Genomic DNA, 25704 nt, shown 5'->3' on the forward strand with positions numbered 1-25704 from the left:
AAAAAACTGCCTCCTTCACTTAACACTTTACATACCCCTTAAAAGTAGCACAGAAAAGAGCTCAGTGTCAATTGTATCTGAAAAAGCCGGAGCTCTGGTTTTTGCTCCGGCTTCCTCGTTTTATTCTTCAATCAGCATCTGACCGTCATCCCACTGCCAGCTGTGGAGGATCAGATCGATGAATTCGGAGAAATACAGATTTCCGCCTGTCAGCATGTAATACCCGTATCCATCGTGTTCCATGACAAAAAACGTCTCCTGGGTGGCCATGTCTGAAAGCCCTCCCTCTATTTCAAGCTCTTCTCGTTTTTCCATGGAGAGGTTCAGCATATCCTCATGAACGAGCCACTCACCGCCAAAACGATCACCCAGATAGGACCTGGGATCAGGATCTTCCTCAGCCACATCCGTAAGCTCACTCTCCTTATCCTTCCAGTCTTCCTGGTAGGCGAGGGCTTCGTCCACATTGTCAAAGCGGCCGATTTCGATAAATTCAGGATCGTCGGCATTCTCATAGCGAATCATTTGCTGACCGCGCTCGCCTTCTTGCCTGTCACTGAATCCATCCCTGGCGTAAAACGAGAAGCCGAGGTCCGGCACTTCCACCAATGCCATTTCCCTGGACCCTGGACCATGATCACTCATGGCTAAAAACTCTGCCTCGTGCGCCCGGTCGTTCATGCCGGCTTCATTGCTTTCGTCAATGATCGTCGGGTACACCCGTTGAAAACTCGAGTGAAAATAGCCCGCAAGTTCAATCTGGTCATCGTCCTCCACCGTTTCAACGGAATGCAGGATCACAGGGGTATCCGGGTAACCCTCAGGGGCCACATACGACCAGTTGTGGACACGGTTCCCGTCTTCCGCGCGGTATTGTTCCACCGGTTCATCACCCATGTCCATTGTCCAGTGATAATCCTGGACCCATTGCTCATCACGATCGACCGGTTCTGCGTCATGACCATCCAGCTGTCTTTCGAGTTCAGATCGGGCTGCTTCTTCATCCTCCGTGTCAAACTGCAGGAGATGAAAAATGTTCCCCTCATCATCCGCCATTTCATACCGGACATAAGAGCCTTCATCCGTTCTGTGCGAGTTCCATTCCGCCGGTATATAGATAAAATACGGCATCCCTTCCTCGTGCAGGAGCATCATCGGCTGTTCTTCGATGACGTCGGTTCGTTCATCGGCATCGACCGCTTGCATATCGATGGCATAAAACCGCTGCGCCCGGTCGTTGAACGTGTCTGCCGTCACATTCCATTCGGCTGTATCTGGAAATCGGTAGCTGACGGATTCGGATCGCTCTTCTTCAGACTCCTCATTTTCTTCCTCATTCTCCTGTTCCGCTTCGCTGTCGTTCTCCTCAACAGGTTCCGGTGCTTCCTGATCCTCTTCCTCGTTTTCCGTGTCATCCAAGGTCCCTGCCGGAGCGAACCAGCCGGCCATGTCATCAGAGCTGATCAACACCAGGCCGCCGATGGCTGCCGCGGCAATTGTAGCCGAGAAGCCGGTGAGCGTCTGGTGGCGTTTTTTCTTTTTCTCCACCAAGGCGTAGCCCGGCTGCGCCTTGCCGATTTCCCGTTTCATCGCATGGAGACTTTTTTGTTTCGCCTTTTCAGATGGTGTCGCCTCTTCCATCGCTTGACGGTCTTTTTCCAACTGCTTTTCAGTCAATCGCTCAGACATGGACGTTCACCTCCTCGTCCACTTGCTCGCCCATTTTCTCCTGCGCCCGTTTTTGCAGGGACTTGACCGCCATCACGCTCTTCCCCGTAATCCGCGCCGTCTCCTTCAGCGAGAAGCCTTCCATGAATCGCAAGTAGAGAATTTCCTGTTGTTTTTCCGGCAGTTCATTGAAGGCGTCTGAAACAGACTCCAGCTTCTCCCGCCTCGTTGCTTCCTGTTCTGCAGAAGAGGTGTTTGGAGCCATCCGCTCCAACGTATCATCCTCAGTCACTTCCTCTTTGTCCCGTCGGTTCCTGCCCCGGTAATAATCGATCACCGCATTTCGCACAATGGCAAAGAGCCACGTCCGAAACGACGACTTCCTTGAAAAACCTGCCAGGTTCCTGACCATTTTGACAAACACATCCTGCAGCAATTCCTCTGCATCTTGCCGATTCGCCACTTCCATATACAAATAGCGGTACACGTCGTTTACATGCCTTCTGTGCAGCTCTTCAAACGCCCGCTCATCGCCTTTTAGCGCATGTTGAACCAGTTCTTCATCCATGAGACCTCCCCCTTCCTGCCATTCATCACATTTGCTTCCTTCACTCCAATAGACGAGCTGCTTTCGAAAAAGAGGCGGAATTGATAAGGTCTCTTTCTCCATAGAAAAACCCGCCGGGAAACGGCGGGTTATGATTGCTTATTGATCGAGGTGCTTTTGAATTCTACATGGTTTTCAAGCTTCCGCTTCACCCGCTGCAAGGCATTATCGATGGACTTGACGTGACGGTCCAATTCTTCCGAAATCTCCTGATACGTGCTGCCTTCGAGATACAACATCAACGCCTGCCGTTCAAGGTCAGACAAAGACTCACTCATGGCCCCTTCAATACGGGTCGCTTCTTCCTGTGTGATAAACAGCTCTTCCGGGTCCGTTTCGTCGGAACCGATAATCACATCGAGGAGTGTCCGGTCCGATTCTTCATCATAGATCGGTTTATCGAGTGAGACATACGAATTCAGCGGGATATGTTTTTGCCGGGTTGCCGTCTTGATTGCCGTGATGATCTGCCGGGTGATACAGAGTTCTGCAAATGCGCGAAAGGAGGATTCCTTTCCTTGCTTGAAATCCCGGATCGCTTTATAAAGACCGATCATCCCTTCTTGCAAAATGTCCTCATGATCCCCACCAATGAGAAAATACGACCTCGACTTGGCTCTTACGAAGCTGCGGTATTTCTGGATCAGATACTCGAGGGCTTGAGAGTCCCCCTCCCTGACATACTCGACCAGCTGTTCATCTGACAGCTGATTCATGGAAAACGGCAGATCGTCCTTCACATTCTTCACGGCAATGACCACCTTTCTTCTCGCTGAAAAAGCTTCCTCATGTCGTCAGGCTCGGGCAGTCCCAATACATGGATCGTGAAAAACCAGCTGCCACAGGTTCCGGATTCGCCTCAAGGGTGCTGGCTACTGTTGTATCCCTTTTCATCTTACGTTCATTATACTAAAGGAACAGAAAAGCCGTCAATGTGTCATTATTTTCCACGCCTCATTCGTTCCAGCCGTTGCCGGATTTCTTCACTGACGGGAATACTTCCCCGAAGCTTAGCTTTGCGGGTCCGGGTGACATCCTTGGCGATGTGCTTTTCCAGCTGATCGACTTCCGTACGAAGCTCCCGGGCCGATTTCCGGTACGCGCCACTTGCAAAGATGACCCGCTGTTCCACAAAATCACTCGTTGCCACATAGATTTTCGTATCCACCCGTTTCAATTCAATCACGAGCTTTTCGATCCGTTCATCAGCGGTTTCCTTTTCTTTAGTGTAGAGAATCTCGACTGCAAAATCTTTGTAGGTTTTGCCAAGGCCCGGCACCATGTGCGCATCAAACACGATGATCACCTTGGTTCCACTGTAGGCCTGGTATTCCGCCATTTTCTCAATGAGGATATCCCGGGCTCCTTCGAGGTCGTGTTTTTGAAGTTCCCGCAGATCCGACCAGTCTCCGATGATGTTATAGCCGTCTACGAGCAGAATATTACGCATCTCTCGTTTCACCTTTTGCCTGCTGTTTTCGCATCACTTCATACATTAATAAACTTGCAGCTACCGATGCATTGAGTGACGTGACTTGTCCCAGAAGTGGAATGGCGACGAGAAAATCGCATTTCTCCTTCACCAGCCGGCTCAACCCTTTGCCTTCACTTCCGATGACCAGCGCGAGCGGGAGATCGGTCTCCATCTCGCGGTAATCCGTCCTGGCAGATGCGTCTGTGCCGATAAACCAGAGCCCTTGTTTTTTCAGGTCATCCATCGTGCGTGCCAGGTTCGTCACCCGCACGACCGGCACGTGTGAAATGGCACCGGCAGACGTTTTCGCCACCGTGGAGGTGAGGCCAACAGAACGTCGTTTCGGGATGATGACCCCATGAACACCCGACGCATCAGCCGTCCGTAAAATCGAACCGAGGTTGTGGGGGTCTTCGAGCTCATCAAGGACGAGAAAGAACGGATGCTCATGTTTTTCCTTTGCTCTGGTAAACAAATCATCCATATCCGCATACTCGTAAGCTGCAGCCTGAGCGATGACGCCTTGGTGGGCTTGTCCATCCGCCATCTGATCGAGGCGTTTTTTCGGTACGGTCAACACTTGCACTTTATGTGTTTTGCAAAGGCCCAATACCTGATTCATCTGACCTTTCTTTGCGTCTTCTGCGACCCATACTTTATGAACGGTCTGGCCGCTGCGTAACGCCTCAATCACCGGATTCTTGCCAAACAGATAATCATCATTCATGTCACTCACCGGCGTTCGCCTCCTTTCCTTCAATGAGATCCACCGCAATCTGAACCAGTTCGTCCATCCGCTCCTCACGCCCGGTGAGATACAAGAACCCGATCAATGCTTCAAAAGCCGTGCTCATATGATAGATATGCTGTGCTGTATGCTTCGGTACAGTGCCGGGCTTGGCATTTCGGCCCCGTCTGACCACGGCTGCTTCGTCTTCAGCCAAGAGCCCCCGCTCCTGCAGATGGTCCAGTATCGCTGCCTGTGCCTTGGCGGATACGTATTTTGTTGCCCGGCGGTGCAGCTGATTGGGCCGGACCTGTCCTTGCGAAATCAGGCGGTAACGGATATACACGTCAAACACCCCATCACCAAGGTACGCCAGTGCCAGCGCGTTCAGCTGTTCCGGCTCTGAGACGGTTTCGTTCAATTTCATCGGTTACGTCCCCCGCTTCCAGCGTGTGCCCTGCGGTGTATCTTCAAGGATGATGTCCTGGTCTTTCAACTGGTCACGGATTTCATCCGCCCGGGCGAAATTCCGGTCTTTTCGTGCCTGAACCCGCTCTTCAATCAGCATTTCCACATCCGCGTCCAGAAGTTCAGCGGTTTTTTTGAGCGTAACGCCCAAGACAAATGCCATGTCGTCAAACTGCTTCAAGAATGATGCAAGGACTTCTTTGGACGTGTGCTTCTCGGCGAGATAAACATTCGCCGTCTTCACCAGGTCGAACATGACCGAAACCGCACTGGCACTGTTGAAATCATCATCCATCGCAGCAATGAAGCGCTCCCCTTCTTGTTTGATGGTATGATGCCACTGCTCAAGATTCTCTCCCAGATCCGCGCTCTCCGTCAGTCTGAACGTCAGGTTCTCATAAGTCGTCTGGATCCGCTCGAGACTCGTCTTCGCACTTTCAAGCTGTTCGTCACTGAAGTTGATCGGGCTCCGGTAGTGGGCGTTGACAATGAAGAACCGCACGACATTCGGGTCAAACTGATTGATGATGTCATGAACGAGAATGAAGTTATCCAAGGATTTGGACATCTTCTCGTTATCGATATTGATATAGCCGTTATGGATCCAGTAGTTGGCCATGCGTTCTTCGTTCAGGGCCTCGGACTGGGCGATTTCATTTTCATGGTGCGGAAAGGAGAGGTCCTGACCACCGGCGTGAATATCGATGGTGTCACCGAGGTATTTCTTGACCATCGCCGAGCACTCGATATGCCAGCCGGGGCGTCCTTCTCCCCACGGGCTTTCCCAGGCAATCTCTTGTTCTTTGGCGCTTTTCCACAGTACAAAATCCAACGGGTCTTCCTTTTTATCACCGATCTGAATTCTTGCTCCTGCCTGCAGGTCATCGAGAGACTGCTGGGAGAGCTGCCCGTACTTTTCAAATTTCCGGGTGCGGAAATAGACGTCCCCGCCGGATTCATAGGCATAGCCTTTTTCCACGAGCCGCTCGATAAACGTGACGATCTCGGTCATCGTTTCGGTCACCCGGGGATGAAGGTCTGCTTTTCGGACGCCGAGGGCTTCGGTATCGTTGTAGTATGCCGCAATGAACCGCTCGGCCACCGTCATGACGTCTTCATCGAGATCATCCGCTGCCTTGATGATTTTGTCATCCACGTCGGTGAAGTTCGATACGTACATGACGTCATAGCCCCGGTATTCGAAATAACGGCGGACCATATCAAACACCACCGCCGGCCGGGCGTTGCCGATATGGATGTAGTTATATACCGTCGGGCCGCACACGTACATCTTCACCTTGCCTTTTTCGATGGGTTGAAACACTTCTTTTTTCCGTGTCAGGGTGTTATAAAGCTGAATGGTCACGGTCATTGCCTCCTTCACTTTTCAAACGGGTGATTTCCTCGCGCAGTTCAGACAGTTCTTTTTCGAGTTCATCAAATTTATCGGCAATCGGGTCGGGCATTTTATGGTGATCGAGCGAATTTCCTACGCGGACACCGTTTTTCATGACGACTTTGCCAGGAATGCCCACCACCGTCGCGTGCGGCGGGACTTCTTTGAGTACCACCGATCCTGCACCGATTCTCGAATGCTCACCGATGGTCATGGAACCGAGCACTTTCGCTCCCGTAGCAATCAGGACATGATCCTCAATTGTCGGGTGACGCTTGCCCTTCTCTTTTCCGGTACCGCCCAGGGTCACGCCCTGGAAGATCGTGACGTTATCGTGTATTTCGCAGGTCTCACCGATCACGACGCCCATGCCGTGGTCAATGAACAGGCGCTGTCCGATTTGTGCACCGGGATGAATCTCAATGCCGGTAATAAAGCGGCTTGTCTGCGAGATCAACCGGGCAAGGAAATAAAACTTCCGCTTCCAAAGGGCGTGCGCAATCCGGTGATTCCAAATGGCGTGCACCCCGGAATAGGTCATAATGACTTCGAAACGGTTTCTGGCTGCGGGATCCTGATCGAGGACGACGTCCACATCATTTCGTAATGTTTTCAGGGCTTCCTTCACAACGTTCCCCTCCTTTGTATGCAAATTCATGCTGTTTCTGATTGGTGATGTTCACGTAAACTTCATTCCTTAAACGAACTTAAACATTCCTATGAAGTACAAAAAAGCGTCTCCATGCCTGTTTGGAGGCACAGAGACGCTTGCGCGCGGTTCCACTCTGTTTAAGGCGTTCCTGACTCTGAGGATTGCCTTCACTTTTGATCAAAGGAAGTGTAACGGTTTCCGGCCGCTGCGTGTGAAAGACAGCAAAGCTGCTTTCTTACAGATGCTCCGGGGTGCATTCGGCAGTAAAACAGGAGGTGCTTTCCAGCAGCGGCACCCTCTCTGGGCCTGTTTTTGTATGCGTACTCGTCCCCATCTTGGCATGAAAGATATTGATGACTCCGTGTCTATACTATACTAACGCTTTTAACCGTTCTGTGACAACTCTTCTTCCGAGAAGGGCGATCATCTGCGGCAGATCCGGACCGTGCTGTTGTCCGGAAACAGCCACGCGGATCGGCATGAAAAGCTTTTTGCCTTTATGTCCGGTGCTTTTTTGTACGTCTTTCATCGCCTGCTTGATTTCAGCCGCTTCGAATTGTTCCAATGCATGGAGGTTCTCAAGAAATGCGTTCATGACTTCCGGCACCTGTTCTTCAGCGAGAATCGCTTTGGCGTCTTCATCATAATCGACCGTGTTCTCGAAGAACAACTCCGTCAACGGCACAATATCTGCACCGCAGTCGAGCTTCTCCTTATGCAGAACAATGAGATCATACGCCCACTGCTTCAGTTCTTCACTCAGGAATTCCGGAAGGCGTCCAGCCTTTTGCAAATGAGGCAACGAGAGCCAGACCACACGGTCATCATCTGCTTCCTTCATGTACTGGTTGTTCATCCAGGAGAGCTTCTTCGTATCGAACACCGCAGGCGCTTTGATGACGCGGTCAAGGCTGAACGCGTCGATCAGCTGATGCTTCGTAAGCAGTTCCTCTTCGCCGCCCGGGCTCCAGCCGAGGAGTGCAATGAAGTTGAGGATCGCTTCCGGCATATAGCCAAGATCGCGGTACTGTTCCACGAACTGAATGATCGATTCGTCCCGCTTACTCATCTTCTGACGATCTTCGTTCAAAATCAACGAAGCGTGAGCGAACTTCGGTGGTTCAAATCCCAGTCCTTCATAGATGAGCACTTGCCTTGGGGCATTTGAAAGATGCTCTTCCCCGCGGATGACGTGAGTGATTTCCATCGTATGGTCGTCGATGGTCACAGCGAAGTTATACGTCGGGATCCCGTCTTGCCTCACGATGACAAAGTCACCCAAACCGTCAGAATCAAAGGTCACCTTCCCGCGGACCGCGTCGTCCACAACGATTTCCTGGCCTTTTGGGACCATGAACCGGACGACTGGTTTCTTCCCTTCCGCTTCATACGCTTTCTTCTGTTCTTCGGTCAGGTTCCGGTCCCGTCCACTGTACATCGGTGTTTCTCCACGTCTGCGCTGCTCTTCGCGCTCTGCTTCGAGCTCTTCTTCCGTCATGTAACAGTGGTAGGCTTTTCCTTCTTTGAGCAACTGGTCGACGTACTGATTGTAAATGTCGAGACGATCCATGCTTTTATACGGGGCATGGGGGCCGCCAACGTCGACAGACTCGTCCCAATCGAGACCGAGCCATTTCATGCTTTCCATTAATTTCTCCGTTGCGGTATCCACATTCCTGACCTGGTCTGTGTCTTCAATCCGAACGATAAACTTTCCGCCCTGGTTTCTGGCAAATAAATAATTGAACAATGCCGATCGCGCGCCTCCGATATGGAGGTGTCCGGTGGGACTTGGTGCAAAACGCACCCGTACTTCGTTACTCACAGTAAAACACCTTCCTTATGTCCGTTTTCTAGCCTCGATGGAATCTAAGAATTCTCCACTAATAATACCACAGCCTGAGCGGCTATGCCTTCTTCTCTTCCGGTAAATCCGAGTTTTTCCGTGGTGGTTGCCTTTACATTCACCTGCGAGATGTCCGCTTCCAGAAGCGTTGCGATCCGCTCTCGCATCGATTGAATGTGCGGGGCCATCTTCGGTTGTTGGGCCATGATCGTACAGTCCAGGTTCCCGAGGGTATAGCCTTTCTCTTTCACCAGCGACCACACCTGTGTCATCAGTCTGGCCGAGTCTGCATCCTTGAACGCCGGATCCGTATCGGGGAAATGTTTGCCGATATCCCCTTCTCCGATGGCGCCGAGGCAGGCGTCGGAAATCGTATGTAACAGAACGTCCGCATCCGAATGCCCATCGAGACCTTTGTCGTGAGGGATCATGATCCCGCCGATGATCAGTGGCCGGTCTTTTTTCAATTGGTGTACATCAAAACCTTGTCCGATTCTCATCATCATTCTCCTTTTCGCCGGGCCCTTAGAATCGCTTCTGCTAAAATCAGGTCCTCGGGTGTTGTCACTTTGATATTGGTGTAACTTCCCGTCACGACTTTCACGGGGTACCCCGTATATTCAAAAACACTGGCATCATCCGTTGCCGGAAATCCGTCACGCTCTGCCATGAAATGGGCCTTCAGGATGTCCTGGAGCAGGAATCCCTGGGGCGTCTGAATGGACCAGAGTTCGTCGCGCGTTAGTGTTTCCGTGACTTTTCCGTCTTTGGTCCGCTTAATCGTATCTTTCACAGGGACACCTGCCACAACACCAATGCCCGGTTCTACAGCCCGGACGATGCTGTGAATACAGTCTCTTTCGATAAAGGGCCTTGCCCCGTCATGAATCAGGACCACCGGATTACCGGAGAGGCATTTCAGGCCTAGGTAGACACTGTCCTGCCGCTCTTTGCCTCCGGCAGTCACGTGTTCCACTTTTGTAATGCCTGCATTTTGAATCAGTGAGCGCACCGTGTCCATTTCATCGGGATTGACGGAAATGACAATACCGGAGCAGGACGAATCCTCCTGATACACACGTAAGGTATGCACCAGGAGGGGCTCCTGTTCAATCATAATGAACTGCTTATTTTTCCCTGCTTTCATGCGGGAACCTTGTCCTGCTGCAGGGATGACTGCTTTGTAACTGGTCATATGATCCTGTCCTCTTTGAGTGGTTTGAAGGGTACTATTGCGCTTTTTCCATGGATTTCGGTTTCGCGAAGATCATCCGCCCTGCGGATGTCTGCAGGACGCTCGTGACGATGACATCGATGGATTTGCCGATCGCATTGCGACCGCCTTCCACGACGATCATCGTGCCGTCCTCAAGATAGCCGATCCCCTGATTTTGTTCCTTGCCGTCTTTTATGATCTGGATGGTCATTTCTTCGCCCGGAAGGACCACCGGTTTGACGGCGTTGGCCAGGTCGTTGATGTTGAGTACCTCGACGCCCTGCAGATCACAGACTTTATTCAGATTGAAATCATTGGTCACCACGAGGCCATCCATGACTTTCGCCAATTTCACCAGTTTGGAATCCACCTCCTGGATTTCCTCGAAATCTCCTTCATAGATCTCGACTTCCACTGGAATATCCTGCTGGATCCGCTTGAGGATATCCAAACCCCGGCGCCCGCGGTTTCGTTTTAACGTGTCCGATGAATCTGCGATATGCTGCAATTCTTCCAAAACAAACCCCGGTATCACCAGCTTGCCCTCGAGAAAGCCGGTTTGACAGATGTCTGCAATGCGTCCGTCAATAATGACGCTCGTATCGAGCAGCTTCGGTTTCAGTGAATAGCCGTCCGTGATGGCCGCTGCATTTTTTTCTTCTGAGGATGGGCGAAAGAGCCCGACGATTTCATCTTTTTTCTTATAGCCGACCTGGAAACCGAGATACCCGAGGAGCAGTGTCAGTATGATCGGCACGATGGCACTGATGATTGCAATTTCAATATTATTCACAGCTACTGTAATCAAAAACGCCAGCAGAAGACCCACACCAAGGCCCACTGTACCGAAAATGAGATCGGCAATCGGAAAATTCATGAGTCGATCTTCAAGCAGCTGAATGAACCGGACGATTGGATCGACAGACCATAAAAATAAGAAATAAAATATAATTGCACCTGCTACTGCGCCTGTATATCCATTCACCAGCCAGCCTGGAAGGTCATTCAGTCCGATAAATTCCGTTGCCTGATGGGTCATATCCGCAATAAAAAGATAGCCGATAATCCCGCCGGTAAATGCCAGTACCAGCTGTACGATTTTTTTCATCATCTTTTGTCACCTCCTTCTTCTCAGTATATACGTTACATGTGTCGCTGAAGTTCCCTTGTGAGCATTTCACACAGAATTTTATAGATGTGCCGGTTTCTTTCACTTTACGCCCATGAATTTCATGTGTCAATTTGCCGGATCAACCGGAAAAAACAGAATCCGGTGTTAAATGTGCCGATCAATGATCAGCTGTTCCTGAATCCGGCTCAGTCCGTCCTGAATCTTATTGGCCCGTGCTTCACCGATCCCTTCCACATCGTCAAGTTCGGAGATGCTGGCCCGGATCATTTCCGAAAGCCCTCCGAAAGATGCAACCATGTTGTGAACCACTCGTGGTGGAATCCGCGGGATTTTCCGCAGGATCCGGTAACCGCGTGGCGACACAGGAAAGTCGGAGAGGTTCACGATCCGGCCGTAGCCAAAGAGGCGAACGATAATCTGGTCATCAAGGAGTTCGTCACTGGAAAGACGCTTCAGTTTATGCAGCACCTCTTGCGGATCGGTATCGCTGTTCTTCTGATAATCGCGAATGAGATCCAGGGCATCCTGTTCAATGTTCAGGACCAGTTCTTCAAGTTGCATGGAAATCAGGCGCCCTTCGTCGCCGAGTTCAATCACATAGTTCATCAGCTCATTTTTAATTCTCAGTACCATCTCCACCCGGTGCATGACCTGGGAAACATCTTGAAACGTCACCAGCTCTTCGAATTCAAGAGCCCCGAGGTTCGTGATGCTCTGATCGAGGACCGCTTTGTATTTTTCCAAAGTCTGAATGGCCTGATTCGCCTTTGTGAGGATTACACCGATGTCTTTCAGCGAATAGCGATACTGACCCTGATATAAAGTGATGACATTTCGGCGCTGGGAAATGGAAATCACCAGACTGCCGGCCTGTTTCGCTACCCGCTGCGCGGTACGGTGCCGGATACCGGTTTCCGTGGATTCAATCAGATTTTCAGGGACCAGTTGCGTATTGGCATAAAGAATCCGCGTGGCATCTTCATTCAGGATGATGGCGCCGTCCATTTTTGCCAATTCATACAGGTATGCCGGTGAGAAAGGGGTATTGATATAGAAGCCACCGTTGACGATCTTCTGCATCTCTTCGTTAAAACCGACGACGATCAGGCCACCGGTCTTCGCCCGGAGAACATTTTCGACCCCTTCCCGAAGCGGCGTACCTGGCGCCACAAAGGTTAATATCCGCCTGGTGAGTGATTCATCAGAGCTCAAATTTAGGTGCTCCACTGGCTCGTCCTCCTAATGATTCATCTATCGCTTCTGAAATGTTCTGGACACCTTTGACCTCGATGCCGTCAGGAAACGTCCAGCCGCCGATATTTTTGCCTGGTATAATCGCCCGTTCAAAACCGAGCTTAGCTGCTTCCTGTACCCTTTGTTCAATGCGGGACACGCGGCGAATCTCCCCGGTCAGGCCCACTTCACCGATGATGACATCTCCCGGTTTCGTCGCCGTATCCCGAAAGCTGGATACGATGGAAATCGCAATGGAAAGGTCAATGGAGGGCTCATCGAGCCGGACGCCCCCTGCCACTTTAACATACGCATCATGATTTTGAAGGAGTATGCCCGCCCGTTTCTCGAGCACAGCCATGATCAGGGAAATCCGGTTATGATCGACGCCTGTTGCCATTCTCCGCGGGTTTCCGAAGCTCGTTGGCGCAATCAGTGACTGGATCTCAACCAGGACCGGGCGGGTACCTTCCATCGACGCCACCACTGCTGAACCGGAAGCGCCGGATGAGCGTTCTTCAAGAAAGATCTCTGACGGGTTGAGTACTTCAACTAGACCCGTCTCTTTCATCTCGAAGATCCCGATCTCGTTTGTTGAACCGAAACGGTTCTTAACGGCCCGGAGAATCCGGTAGGCATGGTGTCGTTCTCCTTCAAAGTAAAGAACACAGTCAACCATATGTTCAAGAATACGGGGACCGGCAATCGAGCCCTGCTTGGTCACGTGACCGACGAGAAAAATCGCAATCCCCTTTGTTTTCGCAATGCGCATAAAGACCGATGTACATTCCCGGACCTGTGATACGCTGCCCGGCGCGCTGGTGATGTGATCCAGGTAAACCGTCTGGATGGAATCAATGATCACAAGATCCGGCTGCACGTGTTCAATGGCCTGTTCGATATGCTCCACATCGGTTTCCGCATGGACAAACAAATGATCATTGCCAACATCGAGGCGATTGGCTCTCAGTTTCGTCTGCTTCAGTGATTCTTCCCCGGAGATATAGAGGACCGTTTTTCGATTTTCAGATAAGGTTGCCGATACTTGTAACAACAGTGTTGATTTTCCAATACCCGGATCCCCCCCCACTAAAACAATGGATCCCGGGACAATGCCGCCGCCGAGAACCCGGTTCAGTTCATTGATGTAGGTCGATACCCGGTTTTCTTCGTTTTGCTGGATGTCCATAATCGACTGCGGTTTCTGCCGGACGCCGCCACCGGCGGGAACAAAGCTGCGTTTTTCATGGGCTGATGACGCGTCTTTTTCCACTTCCTCCACCATTGTGTTGAATTCCTGACATCCAGGACACTTTCCCATCCATTTTGCTGATTCATATCCACATTCCTGACAGGTAAACTTCGTTTTTTTCTTGGCCATATGTCCCTCCAGCTGCGATTCACTAAGATTTCTGATATCAGTTCAAAATGGAGAGGGCCATCAGGCCGCTCTCCACTGACAATTGCCTTATGTGCGCTCTTTTTGACGGACGACATATTCGCCATCGTCCACATCCAGTAACACGGACTGCCCTTTCGAAATCGTTCCTTTGAGGAGCTCTTCCGAAAGGCGGTCTTCCACCTGTTTTTGCAGCGCACGACGAAGCGGGCGTGCCCCGTATTCAGGATCAAATCCTTCATCGGCAATTTTCTCCATCGCTGTTTCAGACAGTTCGAATTCAATTTCCTGCTCTTTAAGCCGCTTTTGAAGCTGTCCTGCCATGAGTGAGACAATTTTCGCAATGTGCGACTTTTCGAGGGAATGGAAAACGATCGTTTCGTCGATCCGGTTCAAGAACTCCGGACGGAAACTCTTCTTCAATTCTTCGAGCACCTTGGATTTCATATCTTTATAGCGTGCTTCCTCGAGATTCGCCGTGAAACCAAGGCTCTTCTCCTGTTTCAACGCCTGGGCACCGACGTTTGACGTCATGATGATTGCCGTGTTCCGGAAATCTACCCGGCGTCCTTTGGAATCCGTAAGGAACCCGTCCTCAAGGACTTGCAGGAGAATATTGAACACTTCCGGGTGTGCTTTCTCAATTTCGTCGAGCAGGATGACTGAATACGGCTTCCGACGGACTTTTTCCGTCAACTGTCCGCCTTCGTCATGACCGACATACCCCGGAGGTGAGCCGACCAGCCGGCTGGTGTTGTGTTTTTCCATATATTCGGACATGTCAATGCGTATGATCGCATCTTCATCCCCAAAGAGCGCTTCTGCAACTGCTCTTGCGAGTTCTGTTTTTCCGACGCCCGTTGGGCCAAGAAAGATAAAGGAACCGATCGGCCGCTTCGGATCTTTCAATCCGGCACGGGCACGGCGGACGGCTTTGGATACTGCCGTCACGGCTTCGTCCTGACCGATCACACGGTTGTGAAGGATTTCCTCCATCTTCAGGAGGCGGTCGGTTTCTTCTTCAGCGAGTTTACTGACCGGGACACCTGTCCAAGTTGATACGACCTGCGCGATATCTTCCATCGTGACTTCCGAATCTTCCTGGCCTTGCTTTTGCTTCCACTCATCTTTCATTTGATCGAGTTCTTCTTTGAGTTTTTGCTCATCATCTCTGAGCGACGCCGCTTTCTCAAATTCCTGACTCTGCACAGAAGCGTCCTTTTCTTTCCGGAGTTCATCAAGCTCCTGCTCTTTCTCTTTCAGGTTCGGCGGAGCCGTATACGTGCTCAGCCTCACCTTGGATCCTGCCTCATCGATGAGGTCAATGGCCTTGTCCGGCAGGAACCGGTCGGAAATGTAGCGGTCCGAAAGCTCTGCTGCTGCTTTGATCGCTTCGTCCGTAATCGTGACCCGGTGATGGGCTTCGTAGCGGTCACGAAGGCCGGCAAGTATCTGTATGGACTCTTCCACTGTCGGCTCGTCCACCTGAATCGGCTGGAAGCGGCGTTCAAGCGCTGCATCCTTTTCAATGTACTTGCGGTACTCGTCCATCGTCGTTGCACCGATGCACTGCAGTTCACCTCTGGCAAGGGAAGGTTTCAGGATATTCGATGCGTCAATGGCACCTTCTGCTCCGCCTGCGCCAATGAGGGTATGAAGTTCATCTATGAACAAGATGACGTTTCCGGCATTGCGGATTTCATCCATCACTTTCTTCAGGCGATCTTCAAATTCCCCGCGATATTTCGTTCCGGCAACGACGGTTCCCATATCGAGGGTCATGACACGCTTATTCCGGAGAATCTCCGGTACGACGTTATCCACGATCTGCTGGGCGAGTCCTTCGGAGATCGCGGTCTTCCCGACACCTGGCTCACCGATCAGAACAGGATTATTTTTTGTACGGCGGCTGAGGATCTGGATCACCCGTTCTATTTCTTTGGAACGGCCAATCACCGGGTCAACCTGGCCTTCTTTGGCAATGGCCGTCAAATCACGGGCCAGGCTGTCAAGTGTTGGCGTAGAAGCCCCTGCCTGTCCGCCTTGACCTGCCATATTGCCATTTTGACCGTTTCCATTATCGGAATTACCCAGAAGCTGAAGCACCTGCTGGCGGGCTTTGTTGAGACTGACACCCAGGTTATTCAGGACTCTGGCTGCAACCCCTTCGCCTTCACGGATCAGTCCGAGGAGGATGTGTTCTGTTCCCACATAGGAATGACCAAGCTTACGGGCTTCATCCATGGAAAGTTCGATCACTTTTTTCGCACGGGGTGTATAATGCACCTGTCCTGCAGGTGATTCACCGACGCCGATGAGTTTTTCTACTTCCTTCTGGATTTTGTCCGTGCCAAGGCCGAGACCTTTGAGCGCTTTCGCCGCGATGCCTTCGCCTTCACGGATTAAGCCGAGAAGAATATGTTCCGTTCCGATATTGTTATGACCTAACCGGCTTGCTTCTTCCTGTGCCAGTGAAAGTACTTTCTGTGCGCGTTCTGTAAATCTGCCAAACATCATGATTGGCCACCTCCATTAGTTTGATTATTGCTTTTTTCCAGCTGAAGCCGCTCCCGGATAAACGAAGCCCGTTTGGTGTTCCGTTCTTCCGTATTCAGCTCCTGTTCTGCATAGTGCTGCAGGAATCCCGGCTGGGTCAACACCATCAGTTCGTTCAGAATATTACCTTGTATATGACTAATCATACCTAAATCAATGCCAAGACGCACGTCTGAGAGTCGCTGCATCGCTTCACCGGTTTCCATCCGCCTGCTGTAGGCAAGTGTTCCAAGTGATCGGTATATCCGGTCCTCTAAATAGAGATTGGACTGCTCGTGAAGCGTCTTTCTGGCGGCACGTTCGTGTTGAATCAGCTGTTTGACGACATCTTTGAGGTCATCGACAATCTCCTGTTCGGATTTCCCCAGGGTCGTCTGATTGGATACCTGAAACAGATTACCAAGGGCTTCACTGCCTTCACCGTATATCCCTCTGACCACCAGCCCCAGCTGATTGATCGCAGGAATGATCCGGTTCAGCTGTTTCGTCAGCACCAGTGCAGGTAAATGCATCATCACCGAGGATCGAAGTCCGGTGCCTACGTTGGTGGGACAGCTGGTCAGATAGCCTCGCCCTTCGTGGAAAGCAAAATCAACTTTGTCTTCCATCCAGTCATCCATGGCGTCGGCATATTTTAGGCATTCATCCAGTTGAAATCCTGACATCAAGCACTGGATCCGGTAATGGTCCTCTTCGTTGATCATGACACTGAGTGATTCATCTTCACTGAGAAGCACTGCACTGTGTTCTTCCTCACTCGCGAGATGCGGACTGATCAGGTGCTTTTCCACAAGCATCCGCCTGTCATTTGATCCGCTGTCTGCCATTTTCAACAGCTCAAGCTGACCAAAACGGCGGTGACTTCTTTTGGCAAAGTGCATCTCTGCGTGATGGATGACCGTATTCAATGCTTCTTCGTCTGCCTTCATGGGGAACGGGATTCCCCGTTCATTTCTTGCAAGCCGAACCCGTGAACTGATCACAATATCGGATTCCGGCCCTTCGTTTTTCATCCATGGACTGACGGCTTCCTGAATAAAGGATTGAAGTGACATATTACTCTTCCTCCTTTTCAGGACGGTGATCGATCGTTTCCTGCAGTGCACGGATCCTGTCGCGGACCCGCGCAGCTTCTTCAAAGTCTTCGTCGTCGATCAAGTGCTGCATCGAATCACGAAGCTCCTCGATTTCTTTGTAGACATGCAGGTCCTTCCCTTGCCGTTTCGGAATCTTCCCATGGTGAGTCTGATTCCCGGCATGGATTCTGGCAAGCACCGGATCGAGTTTGTCGTTGAATGTATCATAGCAGTCCGCACAACCGAAGCGTCCGCCTTTTGCAAATTGCCTGTACGTCATGCCGCAAGTGGAGCACTCTAATTCCGGCTTCTGTATCTGTTCGGCTGAGGCATTCTCGGATGCAGGGGTAAATGCACCTTCCTGGTCCATCAGACCACTGAGCAGCTGATGGATGGAAAAACTGTTTGAGCCCGGCATAAAATCGCCTTTGTCTTTGGCACAGGTTTCACACAAATGCATTTCCGTTTTTTCGCCATTGATTATTTTAGTGAAATGTAACGTAGCAGGATGGTGTTCACATTCCTGGCAGAGCATGACCTGTCTCCTTTCTGATCATGAGTCGTTTAATTCTTTGTATTTCAGCGTTTTCAGCATCGCTATTAACAGTTGGGCTCTGATTTGATCACGGTAAGGGAGTCGGACTGACAGCACTTCACGGTCCATGACGCTCTCCATGAGATTGGCTTCCCGCTTCGTAATCGCCTCTTCCTCAACGAGGCGGCTGATGAGATGCATGGCTGCAGTTTGCGGAATGTCACTTCCAGTCAGCTCAATCAATTGATCATATAACTGCAGATGACTATCGGCTCTTACCCGAATAATCCGGATATAGCCACCGCCACCGCGTTTACTTTCAACCATATATCCCTTTTCCACAGTGAAGCGGGTTCTAATCACGTAATTGATCTGTGAGGGGACACAGTCGAACTGTTCTGCAAGTTCACTTCGCTTTACTTCAATCAGTTCCTGGCCGTTCTTTTCAATGACTTTCTTTAAGTAACCCTCAATGACATCGGAAATGTTCCGCAATAACGTTCCCTCCTCCCGCGACGCAACTTGACTTTGACTATATTTGACTAATTCAATGATAGCGCAAAATTTTCTGATAAACAAGTATTTTGCGTCTGCTTCAGAATTTCACCGTCACCGTGTGAATCAAATCACTCTGTTGTATTTTCTCCATCGCTTCATGTAGGTCACTCAATTGTTTGTATTCCACAATCAGCTGGTATTCAATCATCATTTTTTCCTGATACGCTCTTTGTTTTTCCGATGTAAACTGTTTGACGGCGACATGTTTTTCATCAAACACCTCAATGATCTCTCTAAGGCTATTCCCTGACGGATCCGCAACAATCATCACCCGCTCTTGTTGTTCATCACCGGAGATTCTGAAATTTACTTTTGCAAGAATAAACAAACTGACGATGACTATGGACGTCGCGATTAATGCAGGACCATAAAGACCCGCACCAACGGTCAGACCGATGCCGGCTACTACCCAAATTGAAGCTGCAGTCGTCAATCCTTTTACAGATGAACCTTGAACAAGAATCGTACCGGCTCCGAGAAATCCGATTCCTGAAACGACATAGGCCGCAAGACGAGAGGGGTCGAAATTGACGTTCCCTTCATTGGCTGCAATGTAATCCTGAAAACCGTAAAATGCCAGAAGCATCATCAGACATGACCCCACACTGACGAGCAAGTGTGTGCGAAAGCCGGCAGGGTGGTGGTTATATTCCCGTTCAAGGCCTACCAGCCCACCCAGCAGTGCCGCCATTACCAGACGGATGATCATGATTTCAATATCCTCGGAAAAAATCAATGTCCAGTCCATCAACTTCACCTCTTTTTCTTCTCTTCTTTTATTGTACGCTTTTTAACTGCAGATCTGCAAAAAGTTCTTTTATCTGAAAGAGTATCTTTTGCCATGTACCTGCTATACTGTAGGGTATAGATCGCGTTTATGGACTCTTGATATTAAAAAGAAAGGTGCTGACTGATTTGCTTTCATTTCTGTTCGTTCTCATGATTTTCTGGCTGATTTTATTTTCTTTACTGCGTGCGGTATCTTTTGTGACGAAACGTGCCTGGAAGAAAGATCTCTTGCTCGGTTTTTTTCAAGCGGTTTTACTGACGGCATTTTGGTATATACTCGTATAATCGTAAACCGGAGCCGCCATTCATTTTACTGGGCGGCTCTTTTTCGACTTAATTGACAAAAATGTCTGTTATATTTATAGTGAAGTAAGCAGTGATAATGATTATCACTATCATATAGAGAGGGGGATCAACAATGAAAGAGGTTGCGCTTGTATACGCCACAATGAGTGGAAACACCGAATTCGCTGCAGATTTCATTGAAGAAGGCTTACTCAAAAAAGGAGTTTCTGTGAAAAAAACCGATGTCTTGGATGCGGATTCTGATGATATATTAAGCTACGAAAATATCGCTATCGGCGTTTATACATGGGGTGATGGTGATGTCCCTGACGATGCCTTGGATTTTTATGAGGATATGGAGGAAACCGATCTCAGTGGGAAACAATTTTTACTGTTTGGAACCGGCGATACGGCTTATGCTGATTTTTGCGGGGCTGTGGACCGGTTTGAAGAAATGATCAATGAACAAGGCGGTACAGTGGTTATCGCTCCTTTGAAAATAGAGGAAAGTCCTGAAGGACAGGAAATCACGGATACCGTGAACCATGGAGCAGCGTTCGGGGACAAGATCTCGTAGCGCGTTTGAGTTTGATTCAGACGATTGACAGAAACAGGTGCAAAACACGGTTCACAAATAACCCTCACCTAAGAACATAAGGTGAGGGTTATTTGTGCTTTCTTGTCCTTTATACCTGAGAGAAAACACAAAAAAACCATTCTCCGGTTAAGGAAAATGGTTCTTTGTTGGCCTGGCGACGTCCTACTTTCACAGGGGGACAGCCCCCAACTATCATCGGCGCTGAAGAGCTTAACTTCCGTGTTCGGCATGGGAACGGGTGTGACCTCTTCGCTGTCGCCACCAGACTATGAAACTGAGTGTAACCACTCAAAACTGAATAACGCGTATGACGGGGATCATGAATCCGTGTCTTTCCTTCGTACATTAACTTACTTCGCTTAACGTTGGTTAAGCCCTCGATCGATTAGTATCACTCAGCTCCGCATATCGCTATGCTTCCACACGTGACCTATCTACCTCATCGTCTCTGAGGGATCTTACTCACCGAAGTGATGGGAAATCTCATCTTGAGGGGGGCTTCATGCTTAGATGCTTTCAGCACTTATCCCGTCCACACGTAGCTACCCAGCGATGCTCCTGGCGGAACAACTGGTACACCAGCGGTGTGTCCATCCCGGTCCTCTCGTACTAAGGACAGCTCCTCTCAAATTTCCTGCGCCCGCGACGGATAGGGACCGAACTGTCTCACGACGTTCTGAACCCAGCTCGCGTGCCGCTTTAATGGGCGAACAGCCCAACCCTTGGGACCTACTTCAGCCCCAGGATGCGACGAGCCGACATCGAGGTGCCAAACCTCCCCGTCGATGTGGACTCTTGGGAGAGATTAGCCTGTTATCCCCAGGGTAGCTTTTATCCGTTGAGCGACGGCCCTTCCATACGGTGCCGCCGGATCACTAAGCCCGACTTTCGTCCCTGCTCGACCTGTATGTCTCGCAGTCAAGCTCCCTTATGCCTTTGCACTCTGCGAATGATTTCCAACCATTCTGAGGGAACCTTTGGGCGCCTCCGTTACTCTTTAGGAGGCGACCGCCCCAGTCAAACTGCCTACCAGACACTGTCCCTGAACCGGATCACGGTTCGAGGTTAGAATTTCAGTACAGCAAGGGTAGTATCCCACCATTGCCTCCACCGAAGCTGGCGCTCCGGTTTCCAAGGCTCCTACCTATCCTGTACAAGCTGTACCAAAATCCAATATCAAGCTGCAGTAAAGCTCCATGGGGTCTTTCCGTCCTGTCGCGGGTAACCTGCATCTTCACAGGTAATATAATTTCACCGGGTCTCTCGTTGAGACAGTGCCCAAATCGTTGCACCTTTCGTGCGGGTCGGAACTTACCCGACAAGGAATTTCGCTACCTTAGGACCGTTATAGTTACGGCCGCCGTTTACTGGGGCTTCAATTCAGAGCTTCTCCAAAAGGATAACCCCTCCTCTTAACCTTCCAGCACCGGGCAGGTGTCAGCCCCTATACTTCGCCTTGCGGCTTCGCAGAGACCTGTGTTTTTGATAAACAGTCGTTTGGGCCTATTCACTGCGGCTCCCCCAGGCTGTTCACCCTGGGGAGCACTCCTTCTCCCGAAGTTACGGAGTCATTTTGCCGAGTTCCTTAACGAGAGTTCTCCCGCGCGTCTTAGAATTCTCATCCCGCCTACCTGTGTCGGTTTGCGGTACGGGCACCTGTTTCCTCGCTAGAGGCTTTTCTTGGCAGTGTAGAATCAGGAACTTCGCTACTTAATTCACTCGCGATCACAGCTCAACCTTACGGTTACGGGATTTGCCTCATAACCAGCCTCACTGCTTCGACGCACACGTCCAGCGGTGCGCTTACCCTATCTTCCTGCGTCCCCCCATTGCTCAAATGGAAACGTGGTGGTACAGGAATATCAACCTGTTTGCCATCGCCTACGCTTTTCAGCCTCGGCTTAGGACCCGACTAACCCTGAGCGGACGAGCCTTCCTCAGGAAACCTTAGGCTTTCGACGGAGGGGATTCTCACCCCTCTTTTCGCTACTCATACCGGCATTCTCACTTCTAAGCGCTCCACATGTCCTTGCGGTCATGCTTCTACGCCCTTAGAACGCTCCCCTACCCCGAACACCCGAAGGTGTTCAGCCATAGCTTCGGTGATACGTTTAGCCCCGGTACATTTTCGGCGCAGAGTCACTCGACCAGTGAGCTATTACGCACTCTTTCAATGATGGCTGCTTCTAAGCCAACATCCTGGTTGTCTAAGCAACTCCACATCCTTTTCCACTTAACGTATACTTGGGGACCTTAGCTGATGGTCTGGGCTGTTTCCCTCTTGACTACGGATCTTAGCACTCGCAGTCTGACTCCCGAGGATAAGTATTTGGCATTCGGAGTTTGACTGAATTCGGTAATCCTGTAGGGACCCCTAGTCCAATCAGTGCTCTACCTCCAATACTCTTCCCTCGAGGCTAGCCCTAAAGCTATTTCGGGGAGAACCAGCTATCTCCAGGTTCGATTGGCATTTCACCCCTACCCACACCTCATCCCCGCACTTTTCAACGTGCGTGGGTTCGGGCCTCCATTCAGTGTTACCTGAACTTCACCCTGGACATGGGTAGATCACCTGGTTTCGGGTCTGCAACCACGTACTTATTCGCCCTGTTCAGACTCGCTTTCGCTGCGGCTCCGCCTCTTCAGCTTAACCTTGCACGTAATCACAACTCGCCGGTTCATTCTACAAAAGGCACGCTGTCACCCATTAACGGGCTCCAACTACTTGTAGGCACACGGTTTCAAGATCTGTTTCACTCCCCTTCCGGGGTGCTTTTCACCTTTCCCTCACGGTACTGGTTCACTATCGGTCACTAGGAAGTATTTAGCCTTGGGAGATGGTCCTCCCGGATTCCGACGGGGTTTCACGTGACCCGCCGTACTCAGGATCCACTCCGGAGGAGGGAACGTTTCGGCTACAGGGCTTTTACCTTGTCCCGCGGACCTTTCCAGGTCGCTTCACCTACGCTCTCTCTTTGTAACTCCAATGGAGTGTCCTACAACCCCGAAAGGCAAGCCTTTCGGTTTGGGCTGTTTCCGTTTCGCTCGCCGCTACTCAGGAAATCGCTTTTGCTTTCTCTTCCTCCGGGTACTAAGATGTTTCAGTTCCCCGGGTCTGCCTGCCATTACCCTATGGATTCAGGTATGGCTCCCATCCCATTACGGATGGTGGGTTCCCCCATTCGGAAATCTCCGGATCAACGCTTACTTACAGCTCCCCGAAGCATATCGGTGTTCGTCCCGTCCTTCATCGGCTCCTAGTGCCAAGGTATCCACCGTGCGCCCTTTCTTGCTTAACCATTTCCTGTGTTCCCACAGGCTTTCTTTGGCGTCGTTTTAACCTTAACGTTTGAATTCAAGACACTCGGTTCCTCTCTATTTGAATAGGATTCATAATAGATGATTCACCGGTGATTCATGATGTTTCGTCATTTCGTTATTCAGTTTTCAAAGGTCACTGAAGAGGATTAACCCTTCAAAACTAAACAAAAACCAGAGGCAAAAGTAAAAAGGTTGAGCTTATCTGAAAACCGGAGGTTTCCAGCAAGTCTCCTTAGAAAGGAGGTGATCCATCCGCACCTTCCGGTACGGATACCTTGTTACGACTTCACCCCAATCATCTGTCCCACCTTCGGCGGCTGGCTCCCTAAGGTTACCTCACCGACTTCGGGTGTTACAAACTCTCGTGGTGTGACGGGCGGTGTGTACAAGGCCCGGGAACGTATTCACCGCGGCATGCTGATCCGCGATTACTAGCAATTCCGGCTTCATGCAGGCGAGTTGCAGCCTGCAATCCGAACTGAGAATGGCTTTATGGGATTGGCTCCACCTCGCGGCTTCGCGACCCATTGTACCATCCATTGTAGCACGTGTGTAGCCCAGGTCATAAGGGGCATGATGATTTGACGTCATCCCCACCTTCCTCCGGTTTATCACCGGCAGTCACCTTAGAGTGCCCAACTGAATGCTGGCAACTAAGATCAGGGGTTGCGCTCGTTGCGGGACTTAACCCAACATCTCACGACACGAGCTGACGACAACCATGCACCACCTGTCACTCTGTCCCCCGAAGGGGAAAACCCAGTCTCCTGGATGTTCAGAGGATGTCAAGACCTGGTAAGGTTCTTCGCGTTGCTTCGAATTAAACCACATGCTCCACTGCTTGTGCGGGCCCCCGTCAATTCCTTTGAGTTTCAGCCTTGCGGCCGTACTCCCCAGGCGGAGTGCTTAATGTGTTAACTTCGGCACTAAGGGTATCGAAACCCCTAACACCTAGCACTCATCGTTTACGGCGTGGACTACCAGGGTATCTAATCCTGTTTGCTCCCCACGCTTTCGCGCCTCAGCGTCAGTTGTAAGCCAGAAAGTCGCCTTCGCCACTGGTGTTCCTCCACATATCTACGCATTTCACCGCTACACGTGGAATTCCACTTTCCTCTCTTACACTCAAGTCCCCCAGTTTCCAATGACCCTCCACGGTTGAGCCGTGGGCTTTCACATCAGACTTAAGAGACCGCCTGCGCGCGCTTTACGCCCAATAATTCCGGACAACGCTTGCCCCCTACGTATTACCGCGGCTGCTGGCACGTAGTTAGCCGGGGCTTTCTCGTGAGGTACCGTCAAGGTGCCGCCTTATTCAAACGGCACTTGTTCTTCCCTCATAACAGAACTTTACGATCCGAGAACCTTCATCGTTCACGCGGCATTGCACCGTCAGGCTTTCGCCCATTGCGGATGATTCCCTACTGCTGCCTCCCGTAGGAGTCTGGGCCGTGTCTCAGTCCCAGTGTGGCCGATCACCCTCTCAGGTCGGCTACGCATCGTCGCCTTGGTGAGCCCTTACCTCACCAACCAGCTAATGCGCCGCGGGCCCATCCTGCAGTGAGAGGACGAATCCCCTCTTTTACGTAGGTACCATGCGATACTTACGGTCATCCGGTATTAGCCTCGTTTTCACGAGGTTGTCCCGGTCTGCAGGGCAGGTTGCCCACGTGTTACTCACCCGTCCGCCGCTCATTCCACTGACGTCCACCCGAAGGCTTCTGTTAGCTTCCTGCGCTCGACTTGCATGTATTAGGCATGCCGCCAGCGTTCGTCCTGAGCCAGGATCAAACTCTCCGATAAAGTGTGGCGTCCAATGCCTCAGGCATTTTCTTCCGCGTTCATCTGAAGTTTGATGCGCTAGCATCATACCAATGTTGATGACACATTGGATTTCATTGACGGGATATCTTATTCATATATCCCACTTCTTTTGCTTGGTTTTTTGTTTAGTTTTCAAAGGTCAAAAATCTTGTTGGTGGAGCCTAGCGGGATCGAACCGCTGACCTCCTGCGTGCAAGGCAGGCGCTCTCCCAGCTGAGCTAAGGCCCCGGGATCATAAAAACATACTGAATATCATTGTAAAAATGGTCGGGAAGACAGGATTCGAACCTGCGACCCCTTGGTCCCAAACCAAGTGCTCTACCAAGCTGAGCTACTTCCCGAAA

21 protein-coding genes, 2 tRNA genes and 3 rRNA genes are annotated in these 25704 nt (G+C 50.8%); 2 read left to right on the plus strand and 24 right to left on the minus strand.

Going from position 1 to position 25704, the window contains the following annotated elements; genetic code table 11:
• Positions 1 to 120: 120 nt before the first annotated feature.
• The 19 genes from BBEV_RS16400 to BBEV_RS16490 form a co-directional block, all read right to left on the minus strand.
• On the minus strand, positions 121 to 1689 hold the full coding sequence (locus BBEV_RS16400) for a hypothetical protein (RefSeq protein WP_069366448.1): 1569 nt from the start codon (positions 1687 to 1689) through the stop codon (positions 121 to 123).
• Positions 1682 to 2338 carry an RNA polymerase sigma factor gene (locus tag BBEV_RS16405; RefSeq protein WP_084007450.1) on the minus strand — a complete coding sequence of 219 codons (657 nt, stop codon included), beginning with the start codon at positions 2336 to 2338 and terminating at the stop codon, positions 1682 to 1684. Before BBEV_RS16405 ends, BBEV_RS16400 begins: the two co-directional genes overlap by 8 nt.
• 26 nt (positions 2339 to 2364) lie before the next feature.
• Positions 2365 to 2991: an RNA polymerase sporulation sigma factor SigH gene (gene sigH, locus BBEV_RS16410; RefSeq protein ID WP_069366802.1), complete on the minus strand. Its 627-nt coding sequence runs from the start codon at positions 2989 to 2991 to the stop codon at positions 2365 to 2367.
• A 224-nt stretch (positions 2992 to 3215) separates the two neighbouring features.
• Positions 3216 to 3725 (minus strand): NYN domain-containing protein, encoded by a 510-nt coding sequence (locus tag BBEV_RS16415; RefSeq protein ID WP_069366449.1) that lies wholly within the window; start codon positions 3723 to 3725, stop codon positions 3216 to 3218.
• A complete protein-coding gene (gene rlmB, locus BBEV_RS16420; RefSeq protein ID WP_069366803.1) occupies positions 3718 to 4476 on the minus strand; it encodes a 23S rRNA (guanosine(2251)-2'-O)-methyltransferase RlmB in 759 nt (252 codons plus the stop codon). The genes BBEV_RS16415 and rlmB overlap by 8 nt, the downstream gene beginning before the upstream one ends.
• A 1-nt stretch (position 4477) precedes the next feature.
• On the minus strand, positions 4478 to 4903 hold the full coding sequence (locus BBEV_RS16425; RefSeq protein ID WP_069366450.1) for a Mini-ribonuclease 3: 426 nt from the start codon (positions 4901 to 4903) through the stop codon (positions 4478 to 4480).
• A gap of 3 nt (positions 4904 to 4906) precedes the next feature.
• On the minus strand, positions 4907 to 6310 hold the full coding sequence (gene cysS / locus BBEV_RS16430; RefSeq protein ID WP_069366451.1) for a cysteine--tRNA ligase: 1404 nt from the start codon (positions 6308 to 6310) through the stop codon (positions 4907 to 4909).
• Positions 6291 to 6968: a serine O-acetyltransferase gene (gene cysE, locus BBEV_RS16435; RefSeq protein ID WP_232318222.1), complete on the minus strand. Its 678-nt coding sequence runs from the start codon at positions 6966 to 6968 to the stop codon at positions 6291 to 6293. Before cysE ends, cysS begins: the two co-directional genes overlap by 20 nt.
• A gap of 394 nt (positions 6969 to 7362) precedes the next feature.
• Positions 7363 to 8817 (minus strand): glutamate--tRNA ligase, encoded by a 1455-nt coding sequence (gltX, locus tag BBEV_RS16440; protein ID WP_069366453.1) that lies wholly within the window; start codon positions 8815 to 8817, stop codon positions 7363 to 7365.
• Positions 8818 to 8861: 44 nt separating this feature from the next.
• The gene (ispF, locus tag BBEV_RS16445; RefSeq protein WP_069366804.1) at positions 8862 to 9341 is read right to left on the minus strand and encodes a 2-C-methyl-D-erythritol 2,4-cyclodiphosphate synthase; all 480 of its coding nucleotides are present in this window, start codon (positions 9339 to 9341) and stop codon (positions 8862 to 8864) included.
• On the minus strand, positions 9341 to 10033 hold the full coding sequence (ispD, locus tag BBEV_RS16450; protein WP_069366454.1) for a 2-C-methyl-D-erythritol 4-phosphate cytidylyltransferase: 693 nt from the start codon (positions 10031 to 10033) through the stop codon (positions 9341 to 9343). The genes ispF and ispD overlap by 1 nt, the downstream gene beginning before the upstream one ends.
• A gap of 34 nt (positions 10034 to 10067) precedes the next feature.
• Positions 10068 to 11165: a PIN/TRAM domain-containing protein gene (locus BBEV_RS16455; protein WP_069366455.1), complete on the minus strand. Its 1098-nt coding sequence runs from the start codon at positions 11163 to 11165 to the stop codon at positions 10068 to 10070.
• A 165-nt stretch (positions 11166 to 11330) separates the two neighbouring features.
• Positions 11331 to 12413, minus strand: coding sequence for a DNA integrity scanning diadenylate cyclase DisA (disA, locus tag BBEV_RS16460; protein WP_069366456.1), 1083 nt, complete (start codon positions 12411 to 12413; stop codon positions 11331 to 11333).
• On the minus strand, positions 12388 to 13800 hold the full coding sequence (gene radA / locus BBEV_RS16465) for a DNA repair protein RadA (RefSeq protein WP_069366457.1): 1413 nt from the start codon (positions 13798 to 13800) through the stop codon (positions 12388 to 12390). Before radA ends, disA begins: the two co-directional genes overlap by 26 nt.
• An 87-nt stretch (positions 13801 to 13887) precedes the next feature.
• Entirely contained in the window at positions 13888 to 16335 is a 2448-nt protein-coding gene (clpC, locus tag BBEV_RS16470; protein WP_069366458.1) for an ATP-dependent protease ATP-binding subunit ClpC, read from the minus strand.
• The gene (locus BBEV_RS16475) at positions 16332 to 17429 is read right to left on the minus strand and encodes a protein-arginine kinase McsB (protein ID WP_069366459.1); all 1098 of its coding nucleotides are present in this window, start codon (positions 17427 to 17429) and stop codon (positions 16332 to 16334) included. The genes clpC and BBEV_RS16475 overlap by 4 nt, the downstream gene beginning before the upstream one ends.
• A gap of 1 nt (position 17430) precedes the next feature.
• Complete coding sequence (locus BBEV_RS16480) at positions 17431 to 17985, minus strand: protein-arginine kinase activator protein McsA (protein ID WP_069366460.1); 555 nt, start codon at positions 17983 to 17985, stop codon at positions 17431 to 17433.
• An 18-nt stretch (positions 17986 to 18003) separates the two neighbouring features.
• Positions 18004 to 18480 carry a CtsR family transcriptional regulator gene (locus BBEV_RS16485; RefSeq protein WP_069366461.1) on the minus strand — a complete coding sequence of 159 codons (477 nt, stop codon included), beginning with the start codon at positions 18478 to 18480 and terminating at the stop codon, positions 18004 to 18006.
• A gap of 100 nt (positions 18481 to 18580) precedes the next feature.
• Positions 18581 to 19291, minus strand: a complete 711-nt coding sequence (locus BBEV_RS16490; protein ID WP_069366462.1) for an MgtC/SapB family protein — start codon at positions 19289 to 19291, stop codon at positions 18581 to 18583.
• Positions 19292 to 19446: 155 nt separating this feature from the next.
• On the opposite strand from BBEV_RS16490, the gene BBEV_RS17685 reads away from it, so the two are divergent.
• Entirely contained in the window at positions 19447 to 19617 is a 171-nt protein-coding gene (locus tag BBEV_RS17685; RefSeq protein WP_198155031.1) for a hypothetical protein, read from the plus strand.
• Between the two features lie 133 nt (positions 19618 to 19750).
• Positions 19751 to 20194 (plus strand): flavodoxin, encoded by a 444-nt coding sequence (locus tag BBEV_RS16495; RefSeq protein ID WP_069366463.1) that lies wholly within the window; start codon positions 19751 to 19753, stop codon positions 20192 to 20194.
• Positions 20195 to 20364: 170 nt separating this feature from the next.
• Here the strand turns inward: BBEV_RS16495 and rrf are convergent.
• The 5 genes from rrf to BBEV_RS16520 form a co-directional block, all read right to left on the minus strand.
• Positions 20365 to 20481: ribosomal RNA gene (gene rrf, locus BBEV_RS16500) — 5S ribosomal RNA — on the minus strand.
• A 99-nt stretch (positions 20482 to 20580) separates the two neighbouring features.
• Positions 20581 to 23514 (minus strand): 23S ribosomal RNA (locus tag BBEV_RS16505).
• 258 nt (positions 23515 to 23772) lie between these two features.
• A 16S ribosomal RNA gene (locus tag BBEV_RS16510) occupies positions 23773 to 25339 on the minus strand.
• Together the 16S, 23S and 5S rRNA genes with 2 tRNA genes alongside form the textbook arrangement of a ribosomal RNA operon.
• Before the next feature lie 173 nt (positions 25340 to 25512).
• A tRNA-Ala gene (locus BBEV_RS16515) sits at positions 25513 to 25588 on the minus strand.
• A 36-nt stretch (positions 25589 to 25624) separates the two neighbouring features.
• Positions 25625 to 25701 (minus strand) — tRNA-Pro (locus BBEV_RS16520).
• Positions 25702 to 25704 lie beyond the last annotated feature (3 nt).

It is taken from the genome of Salisediminibacterium beveridgei (genome assembly GCF_001721685.1).
GTDB classification, from domain to species: domain Bacteria; phylum Bacillota; class Bacilli; order Bacillales; family Salisediminibacteriaceae; genus Salisediminibacterium; species Salisediminibacterium beveridgei.

What these genes read in the sequence shown, in the direction of transcription:
- BBEV_RS16400 (WP_069366448.1), bottom strand. Translation starts at nt 1,689, where the DNA reads ATGTCTGAGCGATTGACTGAAAAGCAGTTGGAAAAAGACCGTCAAGCG.
- BBEV_RS16405 (WP_084007450.1), bottom strand. Translation starts at nt 2,338, where the DNA reads ATGGAGAAAGAGACCTTATCAATTCCGCCTCTTTTTCGAAAGCAGCTC.
- sigH (WP_069366802.1), bottom strand. Translation starts at nt 2,991, where the DNA reads ATGAATCAGCTGTCAGATGAACAGCTGGTCGAGTATGTCAGGGAGGGG.
- BBEV_RS16415 (WP_069366449.1), bottom strand. Translation starts at nt 3,725, where the DNA reads ATGCGTAATATTCTGCTCGTAGACGGCTATAACATCATCGGAGACTGG.
- rlmB (WP_069366803.1), bottom strand. Translation starts at nt 4,476, where the DNA reads ATGAATGATGATTATCTGTTTGGCAAGAATCCGGTGATTGAGGCGTTA.
- BBEV_RS16425 (WP_069366450.1), bottom strand. Translation starts at nt 4,903, where the DNA reads ATGAAATTGAACGAAACCGTCTCAGAGCCGGAACAGCTGAACGCGCTG.
- ispF (WP_069366804.1), bottom strand. Translation starts at nt 9,341, where the DNA reads ATGATGAGAATCGGACAAGGTTTTGATGTACACCAATTGAAAAAAGAC.
- ispD (WP_069366454.1), bottom strand. Translation starts at nt 10,033, where the DNA reads ATGACCAGTTACAAAGCAGTCATCCCTGCAGCAGGACAAGGTTCCCGC.
- BBEV_RS16455 (WP_069366455.1), bottom strand. Translation starts at nt 11,165, where the DNA reads ATGATGAAAAAAATCGTACAGCTGGTACTGGCATTTACCGGCGGGATT.
- radA (WP_069366457.1), bottom strand. Translation starts at nt 13,800, where the DNA reads ATGGCCAAGAAAAAAACGAAGTTTACCTGTCAGGAATGTGGATATGAA.
- clpC (WP_069366458.1), bottom strand. Translation starts at nt 16,335, where the DNA reads ATGATGTTTGGCAGATTTACAGAACGCGCACAGAAAGTACTTTCACTG.
- BBEV_RS16475 (WP_069366459.1), bottom strand. Translation starts at nt 17,429, where the DNA reads ATGTCACTTCAATCCTTTATTCAGGAAGCCGTCAGTCCATGGATGAAA.
- BBEV_RS16480 (WP_069366460.1), bottom strand. Translation starts at nt 17,985, where the DNA reads ATGCTCTGCCAGGAATGTGAACACCATCCTGCTACGTTACATTTCACT.
- BBEV_RS16490 (WP_069366462.1), bottom strand. Translation starts at nt 19,291, where the DNA reads ATGGACTGGACATTGATTTTTTCCGAGGATATTGAAATCATGATCATC.
- BBEV_RS16495 (WP_069366463.1), top strand. Translation starts at nt 19,751, where the DNA reads ATGAAAGAGGTTGCGCTTGTATACGCCACAATGAGTGGAAACACCGAA.